At 44.3% G+C, this 19058-nt stretch carries 24 protein-coding genes; 11 read left to right on the top strand and 13 right to left on the bottom strand.

The window, feature by feature from the left end:
* The first annotated feature begins 9 nt into the window (after window positions 1-9).
* Window positions 10-303, top strand: coding sequence for a hypothetical protein (locus tag THEPK_RS04830; protein WP_042698993.1), 294 nt, complete (start codon window positions 10-12; stop codon window positions 301-303).
* Here the strand turns inward: THEPK_RS04830 and THEPK_RS04835 are convergent.
* Window positions 294-2069 (bottom strand): DUF4932 domain-containing protein, encoded by a 1776-nt coding sequence (locus THEPK_RS04835; protein ID WP_232194539.1) that lies wholly within the window; start codon window positions 2067-2069, stop codon window positions 294-296. The genes THEPK_RS04830 and THEPK_RS04835 overlap by 10 nt on opposite strands.
* Window positions 2070-2149: 80 nt before the next feature.
* On the opposite strand from THEPK_RS04835, the gene THEPK_RS04840 reads away from it, so the two are divergent.
* Window positions 2150-3109, top strand: a complete 960-nt coding sequence (locus THEPK_RS04840) for a metal ABC transporter solute-binding protein, Zn/Mn family (protein ID WP_042698996.1) — start codon at window positions 2150-2152, stop codon at window positions 3107-3109.
* A 6-nt stretch (window positions 3110-3115) separates the two neighbouring features.
* Here the strand turns inward: THEPK_RS04840 and THEPK_RS04845 are convergent, their stop codons facing one another.
* Genes THEPK_RS04845 through THEPK_RS04860 form a run of 4 tightly spaced genes read right to left on the bottom strand, consistent with a single transcriptional unit; the run spans window position 3116 to window position 7870 of the window.
* The gene (locus THEPK_RS04845; protein ID WP_042698999.1) at window positions 3116-4021 is read right to left on the bottom strand and encodes an ABC transporter permease; all 906 of its coding nucleotides are present in this window, start codon (window positions 4019-4021) and stop codon (window positions 3116-3118) included.
* On the bottom strand, window positions 4018-5049 hold the full coding sequence (locus tag THEPK_RS04850) for an ABC transporter permease (RefSeq protein ID WP_042699002.1): 1032 nt from the start codon (window positions 5047-5049) through the stop codon (window positions 4018-4020). Before THEPK_RS04850 ends, THEPK_RS04845 begins: the two co-directional genes overlap by 4 nt.
* Complete coding sequence (locus THEPK_RS04855; RefSeq protein WP_042699005.1) at window positions 5039-6568, bottom strand: ABC transporter ATP-binding protein; 1530 nt, start codon at window positions 6566-6568, stop codon at window positions 5039-5041. The genes THEPK_RS04850 and THEPK_RS04855 overlap by 11 nt, the downstream gene beginning before the upstream one ends.
* A 48-nt stretch (window positions 6569-6616) precedes the next feature.
* Window positions 6617-7870: a BMP family lipoprotein gene (locus tag THEPK_RS04860; RefSeq protein ID WP_042699008.1), complete on the bottom strand. Its 1254-nt coding sequence runs from the start codon at window positions 7868-7870 to the stop codon at window positions 6617-6619.
* Window positions 7871-7993: 123 nt separating this feature from the next.
* Between THEPK_RS04860 and THEPK_RS04865 the strand changes: the two genes are divergently transcribed.
* The 3 genes from THEPK_RS04865 to THEPK_RS04875 all read left to right on the top strand — a co-directional run bounded on the left by THEPK_RS04865 (window position 7994) and on the right by THEPK_RS04875 (window position 10299).
* A complete protein-coding gene (locus THEPK_RS04865) occupies window positions 7994-8449 on the top strand; it encodes a hypothetical protein (protein ID WP_042699011.1) in 456 nt (151 codons plus the stop codon).
* Window positions 8450-8524: 75 nt separating this feature from the next.
* On the top strand, window positions 8525-9874 hold the full coding sequence (gene glmM, locus THEPK_RS04870) for a phosphoglucosamine mutase (RefSeq protein ID WP_042699014.1): 1350 nt from the start codon (window positions 8525-8527) through the stop codon (window positions 9872-9874).
* Window positions 9875-9876: 2 nt separating this feature from the next.
* Window positions 9877-10299, top strand: coding sequence for an EamA family transporter (locus THEPK_RS04875; protein WP_083965035.1), 423 nt, complete (start codon window positions 9877-9879; stop codon window positions 10297-10299).
* On the opposite strand, the gene THEPK_RS04880 is transcribed toward THEPK_RS04875, so the two are convergent.
* The 6 genes from THEPK_RS04880 to THEPK_RS04905 all read right to left on the bottom strand — a co-directional run bounded on the left by THEPK_RS04880 (window position 10261) and on the right by THEPK_RS04905 (window position 14341).
* On the bottom strand, window positions 10261-10743 hold the full coding sequence (locus tag THEPK_RS04880; protein ID WP_042699017.1) for a flavodoxin family protein: 483 nt from the start codon (window positions 10741-10743) through the stop codon (window positions 10261-10263). The two genes, THEPK_RS04875 and THEPK_RS04880, sit on opposite strands and share 39 nt — an antisense overlap.
* On the bottom strand, window positions 10740-11321 hold the full coding sequence (locus tag THEPK_RS04885) for a DUF523 domain-containing protein (protein ID WP_042699020.1): 582 nt from the start codon (window positions 11319-11321) through the stop codon (window positions 10740-10742). Before THEPK_RS04885 ends, THEPK_RS04880 begins: the two co-directional genes overlap by 4 nt.
* Before the next feature lie 33 nt (window positions 11322-11354).
* Window positions 11355-11936, bottom strand: a complete 582-nt coding sequence (locus tag THEPK_RS04890; protein ID WP_042699022.1) for an AAA family ATPase — start codon at window positions 11934-11936, stop codon at window positions 11355-11357.
* A 12-nt stretch (window positions 11937-11948) separates the two neighbouring features.
* Window positions 11949-12749 (bottom strand): hypothetical protein, encoded by an 801-nt coding sequence (locus THEPK_RS04895; protein WP_042699025.1) that lies wholly within the window; start codon window positions 12747-12749, stop codon window positions 11949-11951.
* Window positions 12749-13024 carry a hypothetical protein gene (locus THEPK_RS04900; RefSeq protein WP_042699028.1) on the bottom strand — a complete coding sequence of 92 codons (276 nt, stop codon included), beginning with the start codon at window positions 13022-13024 and terminating at the stop codon, window positions 12749-12751. The genes THEPK_RS04895 and THEPK_RS04900 overlap by 1 nt, the downstream gene beginning before the upstream one ends.
* Window positions 13025-13144: 120 nt before the next feature.
* Window positions 13145-14341, bottom strand: coding sequence for a cysteine desulfurase (locus THEPK_RS04905; RefSeq protein WP_042699032.1), 1197 nt, complete (start codon window positions 14339-14341; stop codon window positions 13145-13147).
* A gap of 121 nt (window positions 14342-14462) precedes the next feature.
* Here THEPK_RS04905 and THEPK_RS04910 point away from each other — a divergent pair, with 121 nt between their 5' ends.
* The 4 genes from THEPK_RS04910 (at window position 14463) to THEPK_RS04925 (ending at window position 16711) form a co-directional block, all read left to right on the top strand.
* Complete coding sequence (locus THEPK_RS04910; RefSeq protein WP_042699036.1) at window positions 14463-15050, top strand: membrane protein; 588 nt, start codon at window positions 14463-14465, stop codon at window positions 15048-15050.
* Between the two features lie 83 nt (window positions 15051-15133).
* On the top strand, window positions 15134-16030 hold the full coding sequence (locus THEPK_RS04915; RefSeq protein ID WP_042699039.1) for a thiamine-phosphate synthase family protein: 897 nt from the start codon (window positions 15134-15136) through the stop codon (window positions 16028-16030).
* Window positions 16027-16323 (top strand): VanZ family protein, encoded by a 297-nt coding sequence (locus THEPK_RS04920; RefSeq protein ID WP_042699041.1) that lies wholly within the window; start codon window positions 16027-16029, stop codon window positions 16321-16323. The genes THEPK_RS04915 and THEPK_RS04920 overlap by 4 nt, the downstream gene beginning before the upstream one ends.
* The gene (locus THEPK_RS04925) at window positions 16298-16711 is read left to right on the top strand and encodes a secondary thiamine-phosphate synthase enzyme YjbQ (RefSeq protein ID WP_042699044.1); all 414 of its coding nucleotides are present in this window, start codon (window positions 16298-16300) and stop codon (window positions 16709-16711) included. Before THEPK_RS04920 ends, THEPK_RS04925 begins: the two co-directional genes overlap by 26 nt.
* 61 nt (window positions 16712-16772) lie before the next feature.
* Here the strand turns inward: THEPK_RS04925 and THEPK_RS04930 are convergent, their stop codons facing one another.
* Together THEPK_RS04930 and THEPK_RS04935 are read right to left on the bottom strand one after the other, a co-directional pair.
* Window positions 16773-17528, bottom strand: coding sequence for an MBL fold metallo-hydrolase (locus THEPK_RS04930; RefSeq protein ID WP_042700591.1), 756 nt, complete (start codon window positions 17526-17528; stop codon window positions 16773-16775).
* Window positions 17525-18184, bottom strand: coding sequence for a M48 family metallopeptidase (locus THEPK_RS04935; protein ID WP_042699047.1), 660 nt, complete (start codon window positions 18182-18184; stop codon window positions 17525-17527). Before THEPK_RS04935 ends, THEPK_RS04930 begins: the two co-directional genes overlap by 4 nt.
* Window positions 18185-18268: 84 nt before the next feature.
* Here THEPK_RS04935 and THEPK_RS04940 point away from each other — a divergent pair, with 84 nt between their 5' ends.
* Together THEPK_RS04940 and THEPK_RS13365 are read left to right on the top strand one after the other, a co-directional pair.
* Window positions 18269-18832, top strand: coding sequence for an MFS transporter (locus THEPK_RS04940; protein ID WP_052315891.1), 564 nt, complete (start codon window positions 18269-18271; stop codon window positions 18830-18832).
* Window positions 18833-18884: 52 nt separating this feature from the next.
* The gene (locus tag THEPK_RS13365; protein WP_198011288.1) at window positions 18885-19049 is read left to right on the top strand and encodes a hypothetical protein; all 165 of its coding nucleotides are present in this window, start codon (window positions 18885-18887) and stop codon (window positions 19047-19049) included.
* Window positions 19050-19058: the final 9 nt, after the last annotated feature.

Here is a 19058-nt window from a genome sequence, read left to right on the forward strand (position 1 = left end):
TGTGATACCTTGGATAAGGAGGATGTGATAAAATCAATAAGGGAGCACAGCAACTACTCCAGGGAAATCTACAACATGCACGAGGACGCTATAAACGAAGCTCTGGAGCATTATGACAAGCTTAAGGAAGAATATTTGAACGACCATTCGCGCGCCAGAATCGTTAGAATAGTGATAAATGAAGATAACAATCTGCCGCTGGCTATAGAGTTCCACCGCAAGGATGACTCCTTCAAAGGCTTCAGCATAGCAATAGGCAAGCCATACATAAAGAATGGAAAGAACAGCGAGGATCAGGAGTAAAATCCGTCCTCAATGACTCTTCCATCATATATTTGGTAGCTTAGTAGGTAGTAGGTTGGATTTTTATACCTTCTTGTTCCGTATCTATCCGTCCCGGCGATCCATATTATGTAGTTGTCTTGCCGATATGGGTTTTGTATTGCCATTATTAGAGATGTAAGGGGTGAGTTATAGGTTTTGCTGGTAAATTCGATTTCTTTTATATTTTGATCCGTTATTAGAAACGTTCTGACGTTTTTGAATTCAGCATTTTTCTCCAGAATCCATGTTCCGTTTGAAAACACAAATCTCAAGGGAAAGCCTTCATCCAGCTGATCGACGACTTTGTTACTAGCTGGACCTCCAATGAGAATCAGATCCTTCTTTAAATCCTCGTCGGTCACTTCCAGGTCGCTCTTAACTTCTACCTTTATCTCTCCTGTCCACTGGGAATAAAACCTCTGGAGGTAATCTCTAACTATTTCCGCGGTTTTCCTGTCGTAATCCACACCACTTTTGTCCGGATTTTGCGTGCCGTAGACTATGAGCACTTCTCCTTCCTTTACCACATCATCCAAGGCTCTCAAAGGAGTCACGGGTACTCTTTCCTTATAAAGGGCTTTTGCCTTCTCTTCAGGCACTTTTTGGGCTAACTCCGTCAAAATGTTAAGCATGTACTCGTCTAGAGGCTTGTTGTTTTCAACGGCAATTCTGGCGTATTTTTCGTAGAGCTCTACAACCTCTTCGATCCAAAATTCTCCCCATGCTTTCTGCATCTCCAGAGAGAGTTCTGCATAGTCCTTATTTATTCTACTCAGGGCAAAGTATGCCCAGCCATCTGCAAAACTTTCGTATATCATTGTTGCTTCGCCCCAGAAGTGGATGTCGTATGTTGCCAAGTAAGGTATATCCTCTTCTATGGTGTCTTCAAGGTACCTAAGGGGTCTCACCTTGTATCCATAATACTCGCCGAGCTTGGGTGAGGTTAAGTCGTGCCCAAGTTCGTGGTAGATAAACTCCAAAATCCACACTCTGTCAAATTCTGAGTTGTTAACGTAAACACTATTTAGTGGAAGCCCAAAAACTGTGTCCTTTGCCCTAAGAAAGCCCCAGTATGTTTGGGGAGGGTTTCTTCTGACTAATGGATGCATTCCTCCGGAGCCGTAGATTACCGTTTCGCTTATTTTTTCTCTGAAGCTGTGCCCGTGAATACATACCAGATAGGGAAAATGAAACTCAAACCGAACTTTGGTTGAGTTCATATATGACTTCATGAATTTGTCTGGAGGAAGCAGGGCTATAGCAGAGGTGTAAACTTCCAGGTCTTCGCTGTAGTAGTTTTCATGCTTCCTGAAAAATTCTATGAAGTTTGTATCCCTGGAAAACTCCCTCAGAGCATCCACTATTTTGTCAAGCTCCTGATCCTGCCATTCTGTGTAGATTCTTTTCATTTCAGGTGGCTCTGAGAACTGCAGAAGATATGCATCAAGAACAAATAACAGATAGTCCTTCTCGGGAATTCTTTTTGCATTTTTGAAGTATTCCCTAAGTACCTCCACCGCTCTGTGGTTTTTGTACGCTCCAAACCACTTCTCTACATCGCTGATGTACTTCCCTCTGTGGATTACAAACTCATCATGCCCAAATGCGAGGTAGTAAACAATGGACAGAAGTTCCTCGTTCGGATTTATTTTCACTAAAACGCTATCTCGCTGGTATGTACTAAGGCTCAATGCCAACAGCAGAACAAGAAGGAAAGCAAGTATCCTACTTTTCATAAGCATCATGCTGTTTTTAGTCTTGGTATATTTAAACCCTCTGCAAAACTTTAAAACACAATGCATCAATTCTGTTAGGGTGACCTAAAATGAAAAAGGTAGTGGCAATGCTGTTTGCACTTATCCTTCTTTCTCCATTAACTGTTGCCCAGGAAAAGCCTTTAGTTGTTACAAGCATAGCGCCCATAGCAGAGATACTCAGGGAAGCCTTTGGGGACGCTGTTCAGGTGGAATATCTTGTTCCTCCGGGCGTGGACCCACATCAATATCAGCTTACACCGGAGCAGATTGAGGAAATCCAAAGGGCAGACGTTATAGTTACACTTGGCCACCTGCCGGCTGAAGAGAAAATAGAGGAGCTCGAGCAGGAAGGCATCTTGAAAGGAAAAGTTCTTGGGATAGGGGATTATCAAAAATATGGCTTCCGCTATCTCCCCGAGAGGTGGTATAACAACAAGCACAACCCACACGGCATTTGGCTTGACCCTTACAATGCCCTTGCCATAGCAAAGGCTGTGGAAGATGCCTTGGGATTCTCGGCTTATGATTCCCGGTTTTTAGAATTTAAGGCAAAGGTTGAGGGTATTGTTTTAGCCTACCAAAAACTGGGTCTGGAAGGAAAGAAGGCATTAGTAGAGCTTCCCTCACAACAGTATGCTCTGGAGTGGATGGGAATTGTGGTGGTCGGCTCTATCCTGCCTGAAGAAGAGGTGCCGGCCAAGAGTGTGGATGAGCTCCTTACTGTTGCAAAAACGGTTGATGTAATAGTTTACTCAGGGGAATCCCCAGAACCTTTGAAAAGTGCTGCCCTTGAGCTTTCAAAAAGAACTGGGGTTCCAGCGGTCGAAGTTTCGGTCATGTGGAGCGGAAAAGACTACACTGATATTTTAGCTCAAAATTCGGCCAGCGTAGCATCAGCATTTAGAAGCTGTGCTCCGCAACAAGGACAGGTATTTCAGCAACCAAACCTCAACACAACGTATATCCTCCTCGCCCTCGTGGTCGGCATTACCCTTGGGACAGCTGTGGGAGTAATAATAAAAAAATGAAAGGGCTCACTCTCTCTTGTAGGGCTTTCCATCGGCCTTTGGAGGCCTTACTTTTCCTATTATTCCTGCCACAATGATCAATGTCACTAGATATGGAAGTGTAGCAACGAACTGCCATGGGACGATTCTCTGGATTTCTGGATTCGTTCTTACCCACACTGAGAGGTTATCGAAGAATCCGAAGATGAATCCACCAAGGAGTGCCCTTAATGGGTTCCATCCGCTGAACACCATGTTTGCTAGGGCGATAAATCCTCTACCTGCTGAAAGCTGCTTTGTGACAGTTCCAAGCCAGTCAACGCTCATGAAGGCTCCTCCAAGACCTGCAAGCATTGCCCCGTAGACTGTGGCTAGGAATCTGTAGCGTTCGACGTTTATACCAAGAGCATCCGCTGCTTCAGGATTTTCACCCACTGCCCTTATTCTAAGCCCTAATGGAGTTCTGAAAAGAACCCAGTGGGTTAAGATTGCTATGGCAATTGTTATGAGAACCATTGGGCTTAGGCTTCCGTATGGAGTGTTTATTATCGGCGCAACTCTAACGTTCGTTGGAACTTGGTGCTGACCGGCAGTTCCCCAGTATGCTGTAATTCCAAAGGCAACTACACCCAGTGCTAGGAGGTTTACACCTATACCGGGAATTACATGGTCTCCCTTCAGGTAGACTGTGATAAATCCGTGAAGCATTCCAAGGAGCATGCCCACAAAAGCCCCACCAATAAGACCGATCCAGGGATTGCCTGTGATTTCTGCGAATATTGCTCCGAAGAAGGCACTCATGAGAATTATTCCCTCGTATCCTATGTTTACTACACCTGCTCTCTCGCTCACTGTAGCCCCCACGCTTGTAAGCACTAGTGGAACCATGGCCGTCAGTGCTCCAATAAGTATTGAAATAACTGCCTCGATCATCTTCTCACCACCTTCTTTAGAAGGTCTAAAAGTCCTGGAATTGCAATGGTCACAACTATAACTCCCTGGACAACTTTTACCATCTCTAATGGCACTCCTGCCTCAATCTGCATGCTTGTTGCTCCAGCTCTAAGCATTCCAAAGAAGATGCCGCTGAATATTATTCCAAGCGGGTGATTTCTTCCTACGAGGGAAACCCCTATTCCATCAAATCCATAGCCGTATATGTTCGCCATTCCCTGGCTTATTGCATAGCTTGGGGGCCTCCCCATGACTTCTGTTGCTCCAGCAAGGCCGCTCATGATACCTCCAAGTAAGAATGACCATATAATTGCTTTCTTCGGATTTATTCCACCATAACGGGCTGCTCTCTCATTGTACCCGCTCACTCTGAGCTCGTAGCCCAGTTCCGTGTGCCATAAGATGTAGTACGTTATGAGGGCCGCTATTACGGAAATCGCAAATGCCCATGAAAGCTCGGTTCCTTTCATTATTATTGGGAATCTTGCGCTCACCGGGACTGCCAGTGTCTTATTCGGGTCTTCTGGGTTAGGTATTTTCTGCAGGACGATGTAAAGGGCTATGAAGTATGCCATCCAGTTAAGCATGATGGTGGATACAACTTCGTTTACTCCTCTTAGAACCTTTAGAATTGCTGGAATTGCCATCCAGGCCATTCCTGCTAGTATTCCACCAAACAGGCCCATTAAAACGTTTCCCCAGAGATTTGTTAGTATGATTGCCATTATCGCTCCGAAATACACCGTACCTTCTCCACCGATATTGAAAAGCCCTGTTCTCGCTCCTATTCCAAAGGTCAAAGCTGTTAGTATTATGGGAGTTGCGGAGCTCAGTGTCATGGCTAATCCGTACTTTGAGCCTAAAGCTCCGTTGAAAAGTGCTATGTATGCTTCAGCTGGGCTGTATCCGGAGAATGCCAGTATAATCGCACCTACTAAGATTCCAATAACTATTGCTACTAGGCTCTCTACAAGTGGCTTTGTGAACCCTTTGATATCAACTCTCATTCTTGATACCTCCCATCATCAGTCCTATTTGCTCCTCAGTAACTTCTTCGGGCTTGACTATACCCACGAATTTGCCCTCGTAGATTATTGCCATTCTATCACTGAGCTGCAGCACCTCATCCAAGTCTGCAGAAACCAAAAGAACTGCTTTGTTTTCGTTTCTGAGCTTTATGAGGTAGTTTCTTATGTACTCAGTTGATGCAACATCTACACCTCTCGTTGGCTGAGAGGCGATTATAAATTCCGGCTCTTTGCTAACCTCCCTTGCAACTATGAGCTTTTGCTGGTTTCCTCCACTTAGACTCTTTGCGGGGGCTTCTATACTTGGAACAACAACTTCAAAATCCTTCACGAGCTTTGCCGCATGTTCTTTAACTTTGTCCCACCTTATAAGTCCCAACGGCCCTCTAAAGGCCTTTCTCCAGTGGAGTCCAAGAATTGAATTTTCAGCCACGCTCATTTCGATTACAAGACCCATGTGAATTCTATCTTCTGGGATATGTGCCATTCCAAGGTCGTAAAGCTCCCTCGGTGGCCTGCCGGTTATATCCTTCCCGTTGAGAATTACTTTGCCTTTTTCTACTTTTCTCAACCCGCTTATTGCTTCTATAAGCTCGGTCTGCCCGTTGCCCTCTACACCGGCTATACCGAATATCTCTCCGGCTCTCACTTCAAATGTCAGCCCTTTTACTGCGTCTTCCCCTCTGTCTCCCTTTACCCACAGGTCTTTTACTTCAAGCACGGGCTTTCCAGCTTCTTTCGGTGGCTTCTCTATTTTGAGAACAACCTCTCTCCCAACCATCATTTTGGCGAGCTCTTTTGGAGTTGTTTCTCTTGTATTGACAGTCCCGATTAGCTCTCCTTTTCTTAGAACGGTTACCCTGTCGGTTATCTCCATGACTTCTCTTAGCTTGTGGCTTATGAATATTATCGTTTTGCCCTGGGACTTTAGCTTTCTGAGAACATCAAAGAGCTCCTTGACCTCTATTGGTGTTAACACTGCAGTTGGCTCATCCAAAATAAGAACATCAACATCTCTATATAGGGTTTTTAATATCTCGATTCTCTGCTGAACGCCCACCGGAAGGTTTTCAACGGGTACATCGAGGGGAACTTGAAAGTTCAGCTCATCCATGAGTTTTTGCAACTTCTCCTTCGCTTTCTCAACATCTATCTTTGAGAAAAGACCATGACCTTCCATTCCGAGTATGATATTGTGAAGTCCATCAAAAACATCAACAAGAGTAAAATGCTGGTGAACCATGCCGATTCCATTTGCAAGGGCATCGGCAGGACTCTTAAATCTCACTTCTTTTCCATTAACAAAGATTTTACCCTCTGTTGGATGGAGCATTCCGGAGAGGATTTTCATTAAGGTTGTTTTTCCAGCTCCATTCTCTCCCAATAAACCGTGAATCTCACCTTTTTTTACGGAAAAATCAACACCTTTCAATGCTTTTGTACCATCTGGGTATACCTTGACGATTCCTTTCATTTCGATAATTGGAACTTCTTCCATGAATGCACCTCCAAGGAGCTGTAAAATTTAAAATATAGAAAGGAAAAATCAGCTGCTTTCCCATTCTTTCGCTAATTCTTCCATCTCTTGCCAGGTTTCGGCGTTTCTTATGGCTTCTATCTGGTCTTTTGTGGTTGCCATTGGAACCTTTATTTCTCCGCTCTTGATCTTCTCTTCAAGCTCGCTCACCGCTTGCCAAATCCAGTCCGGAACTTGGTTTCTTGTCTCTTCAAGTTTGGCGAAGAGTTCATCCTCGCTGTTAAGGCCGAGCTCTTTAAGTTTCTGCTCCTTGGCGTCTTCTGGCAGTGAGTTGAACATCTCCTTAACATCATCAATGCTGCTTACTCCAACACCATCCTCTTTTAGTCCGAGCTCCATTACTCCTCCTTTCCATGTTCCTTTGACGACACTTTCTACAGCCTTGTAGACACCGACGTCAACTCTCTTCATCATTGAGGCAATTATAACTCCCGGCTTAATCCAGTCTTGAGCTGAGTCGACACCTACTGCAAACGGTGGCCCCATGTCTTTTCCTTGGCTCTGGAGGTATTCATAGACCGCATCAAATACACCTAATCCCGTCGCACCTGCTATCTGGTAGATAACCCATGCTCCCTGTCCAAGCTGAGCTTGAGCAGCGGTCTTACCCTTTGCAGGGTCGTTAAAAGCACCGGTATAGGTGTATAAGACCTTGATATCAACGTCCTTTCCAGTTTTTTGTTTGTAGTAATCTTCAGCCCAGGCAACACCGAACATGTAACCGCCTTCGAATTTATAGAGTGGTGGGATTTCAACACCAAGAACAGCGCCTACTTTGTCTTTACCGTCGTTTGCAGCTATTAACCCGGCCAAAGCTCCGATTAAAGCAGAACCTTCGTTTTCTTTGAAGATAATGCTCACGACATTTGGCTTATCTGGGATATACCCATCAACGATGGCAAACTTCTGGTCGGGGAACTCCTCTGCCACCTGCTTTACGGCATCCTCCATCATGAATCCAACTGCGATAATGATATCATATTCTCCCTTTTGGGCTAAGCTTCTGAGGTTTGGTAAGTAATCGGACTCACTGTTGCTTTGTACCTCTTTAAGTTCAAGGTTGAAGTCCTTTGCAGCCCTTGAAGCACCTAGGTATGCCATATCGTTGAAGCTAAGATCACCTCTTCCACCGACGTCATAAACCAGTGCGATTTTTCCTTCATATTGGGGCGTGCTTGTTGTCTCTCCGCCTATACAGCCGCTTACAGCAACGCTAAATAGTAAAATTCCTACTAAAAGCACTGTTAATCCTCTATTTTTCATTAGTTCAACCTCCAGGGGGTTATCGTATGGGGGTGAGAATAAGGGAATATATACTTTATGGTCATTTTTGGATAATTGCCTCAGGTTTTTAAGGGGTTTAGCTCTACCAAGTGGAGGGGAAACATGCTTAAGGAGATAGCGAGCCTTGAGAAAGGTGTGGTTTTACTTACGGGGGATGCTAGGAAGCTTGCAAAGATATTTCTTAACTCGTGGCTTTCTAAAGGCAAAGTTTTTCTTGCGGAATACCTACCTTTTGAGATTGACTATCCAGAAAATGTGTTTGTAGGGAGCATTGAAGAGGGGGTTGGATTTGACGGCTATTTGCTCTATTCACTCCTCTCCAGGCCAAAATCGGAGAGGGTTAGGTATTATTCGTTCATATCAGAACATAGGGACAAGCTTATTCTCATATACGAACCCAAGTACCTTAGGGATTCCCTCTTTAGATATGCCCTCAAAGATTTTGTGGATTATCTGATTGCTTATAAGCGCGAAACGATGGGGATGGATAAAGTTGATGTTTATAAGCTCGAAGAGGGTAGAGTTGTTGAAAAGAAAACATATGTGAGAAGATTTTGATGGAGGCAGAATAAAAAATCTTTTTAACTTGTCCTTGTACTCCCTAGCGTTTAGCATTCATAAAAGGTGATCCTCATGGGAAAGTACTTTGGGACAAGCGGTATACGGGAAGTCGTCAACGAGAAATTAACCCCTGACCTTGCTCTAAAAGTCGGAAAGGCTTTGGGCACTTTTCTTGGTGATGGGAGGGTAGTTGTAGGGATGGACACCAGGACGAGCGGTGAGATGCTTAAAAATGCCTTAATTTCTGGTCTTTTAAGCACCGGAATAGATGTCATTGATATCGGCCTTTCTCCCACTCCGTTAACGGGCTTTGCAATAAAGCTGTATGAAGCCGATGCTGGCGTAACGATAACAGCTTCGCACAATCCACCCGAGTACAACGGCATAAAGGTGTGGCAGCCAAACGGAATGGCCTACACAAGCGAGATGGAAAATGAACTGGAACGAATCCTTGAAAAGGAGAAGTTCCAGCAGGCATCTTGGGATAGAATAGGGAAGCTAACAAAGGCTGATCCAAAAAAGGAGTACATAAAAAAAGCCCTCGAAATGGTAGAACTTTCAAAAAGCTATAAGGTTGTTGTTGACTGTGGAAACGGTGCCGGGAGCATAGTTTCGCCCTATCTTCAGAGAGAGCTTGGAAATAAGGTTGTCTCACTTAACTCCCATCCATCTGGATTTTTTGTAAGGGAGCTTGAGCCGAACGCCAAGAGCCTTTCAGCTCTTTCGAAGACGGTGAAGTCCCTTGGGGCTGATGTCGGCATAGCACACGATGGAGATGCAGATAGGATTGGCGTCGTTGACGATCAGGGGAACTTTGTTGAGTATGAGGTTATGCTCTCCCTCATAAGCGGCTACATGCTTAGAAAGTTTGGAAAAGGAAAGATTGTCACCACGGTTGATGCTGGCTTTGCCCTGGATGACTACGTTAGACCCTTGGGTGGAGAAGTCGTTAGGGTGAAGGTTGGAGACGTTGCGGTTGCAGAGGGGATAGCGAGGGAAAAAGCCGTCTTCGGAGGGGAGCCCTCTGGAACTTGGATAATTCCGCAGTGGAACCTTACTCCGGATGGAATCTTTGCTGGAGCCTTAGTTCTTGAAATGATCGACAAGCTTGGCCCTCTGAGTGAACTGGCGAAGGAAGTCCCGCGCTACGTAACGCTAAGAGCCAAAATCCCCTGCCCCAACGAGAAGAAAGCAAAGGCGATGGAGCTCATAGCTAGGGAAGCTCTGGAGAGCTTTGATTACAAAAGACTGATCGACATCGATGGGGTAAGGATTGAGAACGACGAGTGGTGGATTCTCTTCCGCCCGAGCGGGACGGAGCCGATAATGCGCATAACCCTTGAGGCACACACGGAGGAGAAGGCGAAGGAGCTTATGGAGAAGGCAAGGAAGCTCGTGGAGAGGGCCATAAGGGAGGCTTAGACTTGGAAATTCCCATCTACATATTTTATGCTCTCCTATCGGCAATATTTGCAGCCCTGGTTGCGATATTTGGAAAAATTGGTCTTGAGGGGATAGATTCAACTCTGGCCACTACGATTAGGGCGTTTATCATGTTCATGTTTCTGCTTTTAGTTTCAGCATTTCAAGGAAAGCTGAAGGGAGGAATAACTTCAAGGCAATTTGTCTTTATAGTCTTGTCTGGCATTGCTGGGGCGCTTTCTTGGCTTTTCTACTTTTTGGCACTAAAAACGGGAAGTGTCAAGGCTGTTGTGGCTATAGACAGGACTAGCGTGGTCTTTGCAATAGCATTTGCATGGCTCTTGCTCGGAGAAGAGGTAACTTTGAGGGCTTTCATTGGGGCTTTATTAATAGTTATCGGCGCCATTTTGGTCTCGTTGAAGTGAGGCTAGCCTTTTTGCAAACCTTCTTGCTCTTTCCAGGTCCCTATCATCCGGATGCCCTTTGTTCAGCCCGCCTATCTTCGCCAGCCAGCCGTTCGTGTCCCAGCCCCTGCAGGAGAACTCTCCAACTATTTCAAACCCTTTCCTTTTTAAAGCGTTTCTTAGCTTCCGGTGATTAATAAATGGGATATTTATCCCGGCCGTTGAGAAAATGAAGGTTTTCTTTCCTTTTACCGTCGGGAGCTTTTCTATGGGGTCGAAGAGGGCTTTGTGGTGCTTCCAGTAGTAGATTCCGGAGCCAAAGCCTATGAGGTCGTAGTTTAAGAGCTCTTCAGGCATGATTTCCCACGGCTTAACGAGTTTCGCGTTGAGAACTTCTGCCATCGCTCTGGCTATCTTTTCAGTGTTTCCGTGATGGATGGAGACGTAAACGATGATAGCGTTCATATTGCATCCTCCACAACTTTTTTCAATTTTTCAATGCTCTCTTCAATATTATCTTTGTCAAATTCTAAGTAAACAGCATCAGGGAATCTCTTTTTTAGAATTTCGAATAGCACTCCTTCTCCGGGAACTATCTCAAAGCCCTGCTCTCTCATCAGCTCTTTTGACCGCTTTATTCTTTCTCCCTTGGAAAGGTAGAAGAACTCCTGAACGGCTTTATAGGGAAACTTTTCTGGATTGCTGGAGGTTGTGTTGAACACTCCACACGTTGGCGAGCCCTTGACTCCAAGAAAAATAACCTTTTCTGGCTTTTCTTCCGTTAAAACTCTTCCAATGAAGTCCGCAATGTTTTCGGCTTTTTCTCTCATTCCAAGCTTTTCAAAAACTTCCTTGCTCATCGGAGGCCTTGGCCAGCCTATGAGCTCATATTCCGGGCAGGGATATGTTAGGATTTTTATCTCCGTCTTGTGCTCTGAGAGAAAGTTCAAAAGCTTTTCACTTGTCTTGTACTCCTTTTCTTTTGGGCCGCGATAAACGTAAAAAGGGCTGAGGAGACAGGGAGCGAGGACTATCATTATCATGAATCTCACCAGCAAAAATAACGCTCCCGAACCTTAAACTTTTTTCGAGTTCAGAGCGCTTATGATTTCCTCGACCTTTGCCTTCAGTTCTTCCAGAGTCCCCTCGTTTACGATTAGAAAGTCAGCCAAATATTTGAGCTTGCTTGTGTGATAAAGCTTCTCCTCGGCTTCGTCGGCTTTTAAAAAGTCTTCGAAGCTTTTTATCACTTTGTCCTTCCCTGCGTTTCTCTTTTTTAGGCGTTCGTACCTTTTCTCTGGGCTTGCTTCAACATAAATTATAACCCCGCCCCGCTTTTTTATTGCTTCTATTTCTCCTCTTGAGCGGACTCCATCGATGACGACATTTTCGCAGTTTCTTTTCTTATCCAGTGCAAGTCTTATCAGGATGTCCTCTCCATACTTCTCTTTCAGGTATTTGCCGTATTCGATGAGCTTATCCCTCGTTGGTTCGGCTTTTTCTGGGACTTCTGGGATCCATGAGTATTCGCTCAGGTTGTGGGTTAGAAGGTCAATTAGTGGGTCACTACATGAAACCCTGCAAAACCCCCTCTCTTCAAAAAACTTTGCGACCGTGGTTTTCCCGGCTGCGATTTTACCGACAATTCCTATTATCATTATACCACCGGGTTACTTTTTCCATGCCCACCATATTAAGTTTGCCCCATCCGTGGATTCCATGAGTCCCTCAGCTACCATATCCACTACGAAGTTGATCATAGCCTCTTTGTCAATCTGAACGGGCTTCTCAAAGCCGAAAAAGTATTTGGCCTCAAAGAATCCGATGTGGAGGAATCTTAAGGGGTTTAAGAGGACAACATCGTCAATAAACTTCAAATCGAAAGGAAAATCTGCGATGACAAGCTCAATGCCTTTATCGGTGGCAATATCCTTCAGCTTTTTCTCATCTGGGTAAAACAGCTCTCTAAGGGAGCCTTCTATTGGTTCATAACTTATTTTTGGAAATGTGTACTTGAGGCCAACTTTCTCAGCGTCCAGCCCGAGTTTTTCAGCAAAGCCTATCATTGCCTTTGCGTTGAAGCTTAGAAAAACAAGGGCTCTTTCATTTACTTTTAGCTCGGGCCACTTTCGAGGAGGAAAACTGAGCTCTGCCTCGATTATTGGGGTTAAGAACTCCAGAAAAGTCCCTTTAATTCTTTCTAGATTCTCCTTGAGCTTTTTCTGCTTTATAAGCAGGTCAAGCTTTGAATATACCGTAACCTGCTTCACACCGAGTTCTTCTCTAAGCTTCCCGATTACAAAACTGTTCCCGATTATTGCGCTTTTGTCGCTTCTGTCTCGGGCTATTATAAACAGCTTGTCGTTCTCGCTATCGTACCTAATTTCATCTATCACAAACGGCACCAGAGGAAAACCGTTTTCTTTTCTTATCTTATTGACCCGTTCTGCTATCGCTTCCGCCGTAAACATCAGCCCACCCTGTATGCCTTGATGCACTCGTAGATTTCCTGGGCAATTTTTAAAGCTTCCTCCTTGTTGTCGGTCTCCTTGACTATAATTTTTCCGCTTGGAAATATGCTTATGTCATAGGTTTTTCTAACAAGGGCTAAGAACTTGGTTACTCGCTTTATCTGGTAGCCTTTCTCCGCTAAGCATTCACAGACCTCTTCGAGGTCTAAATCAAACTTTGCCTGTGGAATAACGTTTATCGCTTTCATACTTGTACACGGCTTCGCCACCAGCATAGAATCACCAACTTGAATTTATGAACTGTACTTCATAAATCTATTGTGCTAACAGGGGACATTGCCTCTCAAGAGGGTTTAGAAAATCCCGGGCGATTCCCAAAAAGTTGAAAAAAGAAATCACTTTAAGCTTCTTACAAGCTCCTCCATTACTCCAAGGAACGTTTCAACTTCTTCAATGCTGTTATACACATGGAAAGACGCCCTAACTGTTCCATTTATGCCCAACTTCTTCATTGCCGGCAGTGCACAGTGGTGGCCGCTCCTCACCATAATGTTGTGCTCATCCAGAACTGCGGCGACATCATGTGGGTGAAGCGGGGGAACGTTGAAGCTTACAACTCCCGCATGCTTTTTGAGGTCTCTTGGCCCGTACCACGGAACTTCAAGCTCCGTTAAGCCTTCAGTTGTCCTCGTCACGAGCTTGTGCTCCTGCTTTTCGATTTTGTCCAGGCCTATCTTTTCGATGTACTTTATTCCGGCAGCGAGACCTATCGCTCCGCCTATGTTGGGTGTTCCGGCTTCATATCTTTCTGGTGGATTTGTGAGCTTGTAATCGTAAATATCAACATCTTCAATCGTTCCTCCACCTATCAGAGGAGGCTCGAACACATCAAAGAACTCTTCTCTTATGTAGAGAACTCCTATTCCGGTTGGGCCCATTGGACCCTTGTGTCCCGAAAATGCCAAGAAGTCTGCGTGAAGCTTGTTAACGTCAACTTCCATATGGCCAACGCTTTGAGCTGCATCAACCACAAAGATTGCTCCCTCATCTTTTGCCATCTTTCCGATTTCTTCTACCTCGTGGATGACTCCAAGGGCATTTGAGACGTGCTGTATAGCTACAAGCTTTGCACCTTTGATTTTCTTCTCTGCATCTGTTAGGTCGAGGTTGCCCTCGTTGTCTCCCTCAATTATCTCAAGTTTCAATCCAAGTTTTTTAGCCAGCCTCTGCCAGGGCAGCAAGTCGGAGTGGTGTTCATAGGGAGTTGTCACTATCTTGTCTCCTTTCTTGAAAACTCCTTCCAGTCCGAGAGCCGCCAAATTCAAGCTTTCACTCGTGTTCTTTGTGAAAACAATCTCCTCAAACTTAGCTCCGATAAACTTTGCTGTAATCTCCCTTGCCTTTTCATACTCGTGGGTTGCCTTTTGAGAGAGCCTGTGCACTCCACGGTGGACATTTGCCCTGTATTTTAAATAATACTCATCCATAGCCTCAATAACTGGTTTGGGGGTTAGAGAAGTCGCCGTATTGTCAAAATATATGACCTCTTGGGTTAAGGGAATGTCTTTCCGGACATCTTCGGGTATTCTCATCTTGATCACCATTTAATTCCTTTTCATAGAACATATAAATGCTTTGCTTCCCATATTTGTTCTTCCAATTTTGGAACAAAATTTTATAAATATTGGAACAAAAGTAGAAGCGGTGGTTTAAATGAAGGCTAGGGAGATAGGATTGATTGGGCTGTTGTTGAGCTTATCTTTGATGCTGGAAGTTTCCCCGCTTAAAGTTCCCACTCAATGGGGAATGAGTATTGACTTTGTAGCCGTACCTATAGTGGTTGTCTACATTTTGTTGGGCTTCTGGAGCAGTATAACGGCTTTGTTCTTGCTGTTTTTGGGGTTAAGTTTGGTATCCCCTGCTTCCTGGTTGGGGGCCAGTATGAAGTTCTTTGCAACCCTGGGGGTGCTGATAGGTCTTGAAATTGCTAAAAGGATCACAAGGTTTGACTTCAAGAACTACAAGAAGGAGAGAGACCTTGTAATATTTGTGCTTGTGGCGTATCTGATAGGAATTGCGATAAGGATCCCCGCAATGGTTGCAATGAACTACTACTATGCCCTACCGCTGTGGCTGGGCATTCCAAGAGAACAAGTAATTCCAACTATTGAAGAGTGGTTCCATATTCCCTTCTGGCTGGTGATAGGCATCCCAAATGCCATCCAGAGCGTTGTAGATGTTGTGCTTAGTGTTCTCGTCTCTCTGCCGGTTGTTAGGGCTCTGCCGCATATCATTGAATGAGCCCTATTTTTATTTTTCTGCAAAGCTACCATCTCTGGAAAGGTTTATAACTTAGTTTTAAAAATGAACAACTGGTGAAGGTCATGAAGACGCCCTGTGAATTCTGGGCTGAGGAAGTTATGCCCAACCTTAGGGCGAATGTTGCTCGGATTTTATACTCCAAAGGCTTAACCCAGATGAAAATAGCGGAACATCTGGGAATTACCCAGGCAATGGTCAGCAAATACCTAACCGGGAAGTATAAGAAGTTGGGTGGTGAGCTCGGCAGAGAAATTGAAAAAGTTTCTGAAGAAGTTGCGGGGCTTATTTTGTATGGGGCTAGGAAAGAGGACGTGGTGAGGTTTCTGAACAGGAAGTTCTTTGAAATGTTTAAAAGTGGCGTTCTCTGCAAAGGTTATTTAGAATACGTCGGAAGTACGGATGAGTCGTTATGTGGGGAGATATTTACTGAAGAACCCTCAAGAACCCAAATTTTAGAGGAGCTATCCTTGGCTTTAAATGAACTGCTTCGTGATGAGAAGTTCTTAGAGCTCATACCTGAAATTAGGAGCAACTTTGCCTATTCTCTTCCAAATCCAAAAGAAAAGAACGATGTTGCTGCCATTCCAGGAAGGATAACGGTAGTAAAAGGAAAAGTTTATGCTTTGCCTCCGGAGTTTGGGGCAAGTGAGCACATGGCGGAGGTTTTAATAGGGTTGTCTGAAATTTTCCCCGAGATTAGAAGCGTTCTGAACATAAGGTACGATGAGAAAATATCTGACGCTCTTAGAAAAGCTGGCTTCAAGGTCGGTACTGTGGAAAAAAGCGAGAGGAGTGAGGAGGAAACAGTTAAGCTGATCCTCGATGAATTCAAGAAAAAAGGCGTTCTTGATGCTATAATAGACAAGGGTGGATTTGGGATAGAGCCCTGCGTTTATATCTTTGGTAAAAACCCCGTGGAGGTTGTTGAAAAGGTTAAGAAGCTGGAGAGTCTCCTATGAGGCTTTTGAGGTATCTATACCTTATCTTTTTGGCCTGTGCTAATCTCTCTCCCAAAGTCCCCTCTGCTGGAATAGCAGGAGGAGACAAAATAGCCCATTTCTTGGAGTTCTTCGCTCTTGGCCTGATGGGTGAAAAGACCTATATGGTCTTTCCGGTCGTTTTTGAATCTCTACAGCTCTTTATTCCGGGAAGAACTTTTTCTTTTATGGACATGGCCGCAAATCTAATAGGGTTCGGAGTGGGTTACTTAATCTGGAGGTGGTGGAATGAAAGTGGTAACGGAAGAACTTAGATTTTCCACGAAAGGCGAAATCGACTTGATAGATATAACCTCTGAAGTTGAGGAGATAGTGGAAAGGAGTGAAATCACAAATGGCCAGGTTCTTGTGTTTGTTCCCGGTGCTACAGGCGCAGTTGTAACGATAGAACATGAAAGCGGTCTTCTTGAAGATTTTAAAAGAATTCTGAAAGAGATCGTGCCTAAAAGTGCCGGCTACAAGCATGATTTGATAGACAACAATGCCCACTCCCACCTAAGGGCTACTCTTTTGGGCCCTTCACTGGTGCTTCCGGTTGTTGATGGGAAGGTCGTTAGGGGAATATGGCAGCAGATATTCTTTGTGGAGCTTGACGTAAGACCAAGAAGGAGAAAGGTGGTTGTTCAGGTAATGGGAGAGTGAAGTATCGCCTGAGCTTCCCGTTTTAACGATTTTTCTTTGGAGGGCCTTGTGAGGGTTCTTACTAAATTTTAAGATGCATGAAGTCCCTTCCAACTATTCCTGCCTCTCTAACTTTTTCTTCCAGCTCCTCGTGGGTGTAGTTTGAGTGGCTTATATGCACGAAGAGCGTTTTATTCGCACCAACCATCTGGGCAAGCTTAATGGCATCCTCAACTCCAAGATGAGTTTTGGGGATTGAGTGTTTGTGGGTCATCTCGGAAACCAGAAGGTCAGCTCCTTGGATATCCTGTAGTACCCTTTCATCTTTCAAGATCTCCGGTCCGGTGTCCCCGGTTATGGCGATTTTCTTTTCTCCTATCTCCAAGATAAAGCCTCCTGCAACCTCTCCTGGCTGGTGAACAACCGGAAAATGCTTCACCCTAAAGTTTCCAAACCCATACCATCTATTGAAGTCTAATGGGGTGTATCTCCACTCCCTCTCTCCTAAGAACGTTTCCTGTAATAGCTTTGCAACGTGGAGAGTTTTCTCATGGGAGTAAAAGATAACCTCTTTAAAAACCTGCAGCTCGGGAAGCCCGGCAATATGGTCAAAGTGAGGATGCGTTATGAAAACGTTCTCGACTTTTTCGTTAAGATGCCTTAGGTGGTAATATAAGTCTGGAGAGGGGTCTATGAGGGCTTTTATCTTGGGGATATACATAGAAAACCTTGTTCTTCTGTACTGCGGGAACTTTCTCGCTCTCGTGCAGTTCTCGCAGTTACACAACGCTTTAGGTGTCCCGCTATATGAGCCGGAACCCAGAAGGATAACCCTCATTTTCCTCCCTCCAAAATTTCCCTCCATACCGGGTTGTTGTGGACAATTACCCACCAATCCTTAAGTTCTTTCCTCTTTCTTCTCCAGTCTGGATGGAATTCCTCAACCAACGTCCAAAACTTTTTGGAGTGGTTCATCTCTATAAGGTGAGCCACTTCATGTGTTACGAGATAGTCAATGAGCTCCGGAGGTAAGGCCAGCATTGCTAAATTGAAGCTTAGGTTCCCCTTTGGGGAGCAGCTTCCCCATCTTGTCCTCTGTTTTCGGATGAAAATTCTTTTTGGCTTGACACCTAAACTCGTAGCACGTTCTTCAACAAGGGGCACCAATAATGTCCTAAGCTCGTTTTTTAGAGTTTTCTCAAGCTTTCTTTTGTCTGAAACGTCTAAAACTTTGTTATCAGTGAAAATCTTTCCATTTTTAAATGGGTAGAACTTTCCCAGATAAGGAAACCCTTGAAGGTTTTTTGCCCTCTCAATTTTCTCAAGCTTTGAGAGTATCCAATCCTCCTTTTCTTTTAGGAACCTTTCAACTCTTCTCGTTGGAGAGACGATATAGAGTTTTCCCTCTGGACTTACGTAGATTCTCACATATCTTACCCTTCTCACGCTGACTTCGTACTGGATCTTTTTCCCATTAAGGTCTATTTCCGGCATATTATCTCTTTGAAGCTTGAAGCTTAAGTATTTATCTAATGAGAACGATTTAATATCTTGGAGTCAAACTTCGGTGGGGTAAGCATGAAGAAGATACTTTACGCAATCCTAATAGCAGGATTTTTTGCAATAGTCGGCTCTACCATGAGTAAATCTCCAACCTTGCCACTCTATGCTCAAAGTTTGGGGTTGAGCAGGGGAGAGATTGGAATTGTTGCAGCGGCATCAACTATAACGGGTATTTTTGTGAACTTTGCCTCAGGGCTTTTGAGCGATATCTATGGGCGAAAAAAGCTTCTTAAAATAAGCGGTTTTGTATTCTTCTCTGCGCCCCTTCTTTACTTCTTTGCTAACAATGCTATAGCTTTAGCTTTGGTAAGGACCTACTATGGGATAGCAACTGCTATATTTGTTCCTGTTTCCCTTGCTTTAATCAGTGACTTATATTCTGAAAAGAAAGGTACTTTTATGGGGATTTTAAGTTCTGCAACTCTCGTGGGGAGGGCCATTGCTCCGTTATTGGCAGGAAGCTTAATATATTTCACAGGATTTTGGATTGTTTTTATTTTGTGTTCTTTCTTTGGATTTACAACCTTTGCAATAACTTTTACGTTACCTGAAGCAGAGGGCTGTTCTCTAAATGGTTAAAAGCGTGAAGTTTAAATATTTTGACTTAGTATTTCTTAATGGGTGGTTTAGTGTGCCTAAGGCGACCTTTGTTATTAGTGAGGAAACCTTAGAGGAATTTAAAAAAGTGGCTATCCAGCGTTATGGGAACAAGAGAGGCGTTCTGAGTGTGGCAATAGAAGAAGCCATTAAAGACTGGATCAAGAAAACCAAAGAGGAGCTGGAAAATGCCAAGTGAGACTATTAA

Source organism: Thermococcus sp. PK (assembly GCF_000430485.1).
GTDB classification, from domain to species: domain Archaea; phylum Methanobacteriota_B; class Thermococci; order Thermococcales; family Thermococcaceae; genus Thermococcus_A; species Thermococcus_A bergensis.

Coding starts and splice junctions, on each gene's coding strand:
- THEPK_RS04835 (WP_232194539.1), bottom strand. CDS start 2,069: ATGATGCTTATGAAAAGTAGGATACTTGCTTTCCTTCTTGTTCTGCTG.
- THEPK_RS04840 (WP_042698996.1), top strand. CDS start 2,150: ATGAAAAAGGTAGTGGCAATGCTGTTTGCACTTATCCTTCTTTCTCCA.
- THEPK_RS04845 (WP_042698999.1), bottom strand. CDS start 4,021: ATGATCGAGGCAGTTATTTCAATACTTATTGGAGCACTGACGGCCATG.
- THEPK_RS04850 (WP_042699002.1), bottom strand. CDS start 5,049: ATGAGAGTTGATATCAAAGGGTTCACAAAGCCACTTGTAGAGAGCCTA.
- THEPK_RS04855 (WP_042699005.1), bottom strand. CDS start 6,568: ATGGAAGAAGTTCCAATTATCGAAATGAAAGGAATCGTCAAGGTATAC.
- THEPK_RS04860 (WP_042699008.1), bottom strand. CDS start 7,870: ATGAAAAATAGAGGATTAACAGTGCTTTTAGTAGGAATTTTACTATTT.
- THEPK_RS04865 (WP_042699011.1), top strand. CDS start 7,994: ATGCTTAAGGAGATAGCGAGCCTTGAGAAAGGTGTGGTTTTACTTACG.
- glmM (WP_042699014.1), top strand. CDS start 8,525: ATGGGAAAGTACTTTGGGACAAGCGGTATACGGGAAGTCGTCAACGAG.
- THEPK_RS04880 (WP_042699017.1), bottom strand. CDS start 10,743: ATGAACGCTATCATCGTTTACGTCTCCATCCATCACGGAAACACTGAA.
- THEPK_RS04885 (WP_042699020.1), bottom strand. CDS start 11,321: ATGATAATGATAGTCCTCGCTCCCTGTCTCCTCAGCCCTTTTTACGTT.
- THEPK_RS04890 (WP_042699022.1), bottom strand. CDS start 11,936: ATGATAATAGGAATTGTCGGTAAAATCGCAGCCGGGAAAACCACGGTC.
- THEPK_RS04895 (WP_042699025.1), bottom strand. CDS start 12,749: ATGTTTACGGCGGAAGCGATAGCAGAACGGGTCAATAAGATAAGAAAA.
- THEPK_RS04900 (WP_042699028.1), bottom strand. CDS start 13,024: ATGCTGGTGGCGAAGCCGTGTACAAGTATGAAAGCGATAAACGTTATT.
- THEPK_RS04905 (WP_042699032.1), bottom strand. CDS start 14,341: ATGAGAATACCCGAAGATGTCCGGAAAGACATTCCCTTAACCCAAGAG.
- THEPK_RS04910 (WP_042699036.1), top strand. CDS start 14,463: ATGAAGGCTAGGGAGATAGGATTGATTGGGCTGTTGTTGAGCTTATCT.
- THEPK_RS04915 (WP_042699039.1), top strand. CDS start 15,134: ATGAAGACGCCCTGTGAATTCTGGGCTGAGGAAGTTATGCCCAACCTT.
- THEPK_RS04920 (WP_042699041.1), top strand. CDS start 16,027: ATGAGGCTTTTGAGGTATCTATACCTTATCTTTTTGGCCTGTGCTAAT.
- THEPK_RS04925 (WP_042699044.1), top strand. CDS start 16,298: ATGAAAGTGGTAACGGAAGAACTTAGATTTTCCACGAAAGGCGAAATC.
- THEPK_RS04930 (WP_042700591.1), bottom strand. CDS start 17,528: ATGAGGGTTATCCTTCTGGGTTCCGGCTCATATAGCGGGACACCTAAA.
- THEPK_RS04935 (WP_042699047.1), bottom strand. CDS start 18,184: ATGCCGGAAATAGACCTTAATGGGAAAAAGATCCAGTACGAAGTCAGC.
- THEPK_RS04940 (WP_052315891.1), top strand. CDS start 18,269: ATGAAGAAGATACTTTACGCAATCCTAATAGCAGGATTTTTTGCAATA.